Source organism: Pontibacter sp. HJ8, assembly GCF_054824225.1.
On record NZ_JSYF01000488.1, the window covers coordinates 1 to 4904 of the forward strand.

A 4904-nucleotide genomic window follows, 5' to 3' on the forward strand; every position below is an offset into this window, starting at 1 on the left:
TTTAACTAAAGATGGCACATCCTAAACGCAAGATTTCGAAGACCAGAAGAGATAAGAGAAGAACTCACCAAAAACTTTCTGAGAAAGCTATTGCAATCTGCCCTACTACAGATACTCCTCACCTGTTCCACCATGCTTATGTGGTAGAAGGTGACCTGTATCACAAAGGCAAACTGGCAATCAAGAATTATACAACTAACGCTCAGTAAGCTTAGCCTGTACTCCGTTCTAGTTCTGTATAATTAAACTTCATCCAGTACATGAGGATCGCCTTGGACGCAATGGGCGGCGACTATGCACCTGAAGCAAATGTGAAGGGTGCCATGTTAGCCGCAGAGCAGCTAGAAGAAGATTATGAAATCCTGCTGATCGGCAAGGAAGACATCATCACTTCCATGCTGAAAGAATATGGATATACAGGTTCCGGCATTAAAGTAATCAATGCCACCCAAGTGATCGAGATGGGCGAACACCCCACCAAGGCACTGACCCAAAAACCGGATTCCAGCATTGCAGTTGGGTATGGTATGTTACAAGCCGGGAAAGCACATGCTTTCTGCAGCGCCGGCAATACCGGAGCTATGCTTGTAGGCGCCATGTTCAGCGTAAAAGCGGTAGAAGGTGTATTAAGACCTTCTATCGGTGGTTTGGTACCGAAGCTTAACGGCGGTTATGGCATCATGCTGGATGTAGGAGCCAATGCAGATTGCAAACCGGAAGTATTGGAGCAATTTGCTGAACTTGGCACTATTTACGCCAGGTATGTGCTCGACATTCAGAATCCGAAAGTCGGTTTGATGAACCTGGGCGAAGAAGAAGGGAAAGGTACGGTGAACATACAGGCCGCCTACCAGCGCCTGAAAGTGAACCAGAACGTTAACTTCATCGGTAATATAGAGGGCCGGGATGTTTTCAATGATAAAGCCGATGTGATCGTTTGTGACGGTTATACAGGCAATATCATCCTGAAAATGGCCGAATCCATCTATGATATCCTGAACGAAAAGAACATGCATGACCCGTTCTTCGACAAGTTTAACTACGAAACCGAAGGCGGCAGCCCTATTCTGGGTATCAATGGAAATGCCGTGATCGGTCATGGTGTGTCTACTCCGAGAGCCATCTGCAACATGGTGTTGCAGGCGCAGAAGATGGTGGCATCCAACCTCTCCGAACGTTTCAAAAAGAATATCAGCGCTTAGTGCGCAAGCCCTCCGGGCAATGTATACCGCTTGGCATAAGCTGCCTCAGTTACTCTTTTTAAAGTACTGACAGCTTGTGCCAAGTTTTTTTTATTATATTGCCGTCTTAAACTTCCAACACAAAGACATTTCACAATGAGTAAAATTACCGCCGCTATAACTGGTGTGAGTGGCTACGTTCCCGATTACGTGCTTACCAACAAGGAGCTTGAAACAATGGTTGAGACCAATGACGAGTGGATCCTCTCGCGCACTGGTATAAAAGAAAGACGTATCCTGAAAGGTGAAGGCAAGGGCACCTCACACATTGCCATACCGGCAGTACTGGACTTACTCAAGAAAACGAATACAAAACCCGAAGAAGTAGATCTGCTGATCTGCGCTACGACCACGCCTGATATGGTGTTCCCGGCTACTGCTAACCTCATCACGGCAGAAGTAGGCGCTGTCAACGCGTTCGGGTACGACCTGCAGGCAGCCTGCTCGGGCTTTCTCTACGCCCTCGCTACCGGCTCTAAGTTCATCGAATCGGGCCAGTACAAAAAAGTGATCATCGTGGGCGCTGATAAAATGTCAGCGATCGTGGACTATACCGACCGTTCTACCTGCATTATCTTCGGAGACGGTGGCGGCGCAGTTATGCTGGAGCCAAACACCGAAGGATTCGGTGTACTGGATTCTGTTTTGAAGTCAGATGGCACTGGCGCTCCGTTCCTGCACATGAAAGCAGGTGGCAGCCGTAAGCCGGCCACCATTGAAACGGTGCAGGCCAGAGAGCACTATGCTTACCAGGAAGGGCAGCAGGTATTCAAGTTTGCCGTGAAAGGTATGGCGGACGTCTCGGCTGAGGTCATGGAACGCAACAACCTCACGTCGGAAGATGTAGCCTGGCTGGTACCTCACCAGGCCAACAAACGCATCATTGACGCGACAGCCAACCGGATGGGCGTAGGCAGTGACAAAGTGATGCTCAACATACAGAAATACGGCAACACGACCAGCGGTACCATTCCGCTTTGCCTGTGGGAGTATGAGAACCAGCTTAAAAAAGGGGATAACATCATCCTGGCTGCCTTCGGTGGCGGCTTCACGTGGGGAGCCATCTACGTGAAGTGGGCGTACGATCCAAAATAAGAAAACAATAAAAACAGAAAAGCGGTGTCCTACCGCTTTTCTGTTTTTATTGTTCAGTACAGGGTTTTTTTTATCACTTTTAGAGCAGAATAGCTAATTTTGTTTGCAAGGCAGCGTTTTGCGCTATACTTTTATCCTTTCATTTTAATTTAAATAGTCATTACCGTATACTATGGCAACCACCGCTGATATAAAAAACGGTTTGTGTATGGAATTCAACAACGACCTGTATGTGGTTATTGAATTTCAGCACGTAAAACCAGGCAAAGGTCCAGCTTTTGTTAGAACCAAGCTCCGCAATATTAAAACAGGGAAAGTATTGGATAACACCTTTTCTGCCGGACATAAGATCACGACAGCCCGTGTAGAGCAGCGTCCTCACCAGTTTATTTATAAAGATGACCTGGGGTATAACTTCATGGACATGAGCACGTTCGAACAAGTTGCCCTGGACGAAAAAATGGTGCCATTTGCTGATCTGATGAAAGAAGGCCAGGAAGTTACTATCCTGTTCCATGCCGAAACCGAAATGCCGCTGACGTGTGAGATCCCTCCTTTTGTAGAGCTGACCATTACGTATACCGAGCCAGGCCTGAAGGGCGATACCGCTACAAACGCGTCTAAACCAGCGATTGTAGAGACAGGCGCCACCATACAGGTTCCGCTCTTTATCGGTCAGGACGAAAAAATAAAAGTAGATACACGTACTTATTCTTACGCAGAGAGAGTAAAATAAAAAACATGAAAGCTAAAGAAATCCAGGACCTTATCGACTTTATCGCCAAATCCGGTTTGAATAAAGTAAACATTGAAACAGAAGAATTTAAGATTTCGGTAAAGCGCGATCCAGACCAGCAGGTAACTTACGTAAAAGAAGCTCCTAGCGCTCCGGCAGCCCCAGCCCCAACTCCGGCCGCAGCTGCCGCTCCACAGGCTGCACCGGCTCCTGCTCCTGTAGCGGCTGCGCCAGCGGCCAGCGAAGAAAGCAAGTACATCGCCATCAAGGCCCCTATGATCGGTACTTTCTACCGTTCTGCCAGCCCTGACAAGCCTTCTTTTGTAAACGTAGGAGACGAAGTGGCAAAAGGCCAGGTAATCTGCATTATTGAGGCCATGAAACTGTTTAACGAAATCGAGTCTGAAGTGTCCGGCAAGATCGTAAAGGTGCTGGTAGACAATGCCACTCCGGTTGAATACGATCAGCCCCTATACCTGGTAGATCCTAGCTAATTCATTGATTCGGAAATTCGAAAATGTGAAGATTTGAAAATGGAGATGGCTTGTCCCTCTCCATTTTTATATCATGTTCACTACAATCTTTCCATTTCCAGATTTCCAAATCTTCAAATCTGACATTATGTTTAAAAAGATACTAATTGCCAACAGAGGCGAGATTGCGTTGCGCATCATCCGTACCTGTAAGGAGATGGGCATCAAGACGGTAGCCGTCTACTCCACTGCCGACAAAGAAAGCCTGCACGTTCGCTTTGCCGACGAGGCTGTCTGCATCGGACCTCCTTCAAGTGCGCTGTCTTACCTGAACATGCCCAACCTGATTTCGGCCGCGGAGATCACCAATGCCGATGCCATTCACCCGGGGTATGGCTTTTTGTCTGAGAATGCCGAGTTCTCCCGTATCTGTGCTGAGCACAACATCAAGTTTATTGGTGCTACGCCTGAGATGATCAACGCCATGGGGGATAAGTCTTCTGCCAAGGACACCATGAAGAAAGCGGGTGTACCGACCATACCAGGTTCGGAAGGCCTGCTCAAGTCGCTGGAAGAAGGCAAGAAACTGGCCAAGAAAATCAAATATCCGGTGATCATCAAAGCAACTGCCGGTGGCGGTGGCCGCGGTATGCGTATCATCAAAAGTGAAGAAGGGTTCGAAAAAGCCTGGAACGATGCCCGCACGGAGTCTAAAGCTGCTTTCGGAAACGATGGTCTATACCTGGAGAAGTTCATCGAGGAGCCCCGTCACATCGAGATCCAACTCATCGGAGACCAGCACGGGCAGGTAGCACACCTGTCGGAACGTGACTGCTCCATCCAGCGTCGCCATCAGAAACTGGTAGAAGAAACCCCTTCTCCGTTCATCACCGACGACCTACGCGACAGAATGGGCAAGGCTGCCATCAAAGGAGCCAAAGCCATCAATTACGAAGGCGTGGGCACGATTGAATTCCTGGTAGATAAGCACCGCGAGTTCTACTTCATGGAAATGAATACCCGTATCCAGGTAGAGCACCCGATCACCGAAGAAGTAATCGATTACGACCTGATCAAAGAGCAGATCAAAGTAGCTGCCGGGCATAAGATCACGGGCAAGAACTACTACCCGAAGATGCATGCCATCGAGTGCCGTATCAATGCCGAGGATCCGAAGAACAACTTCCGTCCTTCTCCGGGCAAGATCACCAACCTGCACGTTCCGGGAGGCCACGGGGTGCGCGTAGATTCGCACGTATACTCCGGCTATACCATCCCTTCCAACTACGACTCTATGATCGCAAAACTGATCGTAAGTGCGCAGACGCGTGAGGAAGCGTTGGTGAAAATGAAGCGCGC

Annotated in this window: 6 protein-coding genes; all 6 read left to right on the plus strand. The window is 48.6% G+C overall.

The genetic code is table 11. The features are described from left to right. The first annotated feature begins 11 nt into the window (after positions 1-11). Positions 12-209: a 50S ribosomal protein L32 gene (rpmF, locus tag OB13_RS18300; protein ID WP_007658910.1), complete on the plus strand. Its 198-nt coding sequence runs from the start codon at positions 12-14 to the stop codon at positions 207-209. 51 nt (positions 210-260) lie between these two features. Next, positions 261-1202, plus strand: a complete 942-nt coding sequence (plsX, locus tag OB13_RS18305) for a phosphate acyltransferase PlsX (protein ID WP_461491627.1) — start codon at positions 261-263, stop codon at positions 1200-1202. Positions 1203-1337: 135 nt separating this feature from the next. After that, positions 1338-2336, plus strand: coding sequence for a beta-ketoacyl-ACP synthase III (locus OB13_RS18310; protein ID WP_461491628.1), 999 nt, complete (start codon positions 1338-1340; stop codon positions 2334-2336). Positions 2337-2508: 172 nt separating this feature from the next. Beyond that, positions 2509-3072, plus strand: coding sequence for an elongation factor P (gene efp, locus OB13_RS18315; RefSeq protein WP_461491629.1), 564 nt, complete (start codon positions 2509-2511; stop codon positions 3070-3072). Positions 3073-3077: 5 nt separating this feature from the next. Beyond that, positions 3078-3566 carry an acetyl-CoA carboxylase biotin carboxyl carrier protein gene (gene accB / locus OB13_RS18320; RefSeq protein ID WP_461491630.1) on the plus strand — a complete coding sequence of 163 codons (489 nt, stop codon included), beginning with the start codon at positions 3078-3080 and terminating at the stop codon, positions 3564-3566. A gap of 127 nt (positions 3567-3693) precedes the next feature. Further along, a partial coding sequence (gene accC, locus OB13_RS18325) for an acetyl-CoA carboxylase biotin carboxylase subunit (RefSeq protein ID WP_461491631.1) occupies positions 3694-4904 on the plus strand: 1211 nt, incomplete at its 3' end.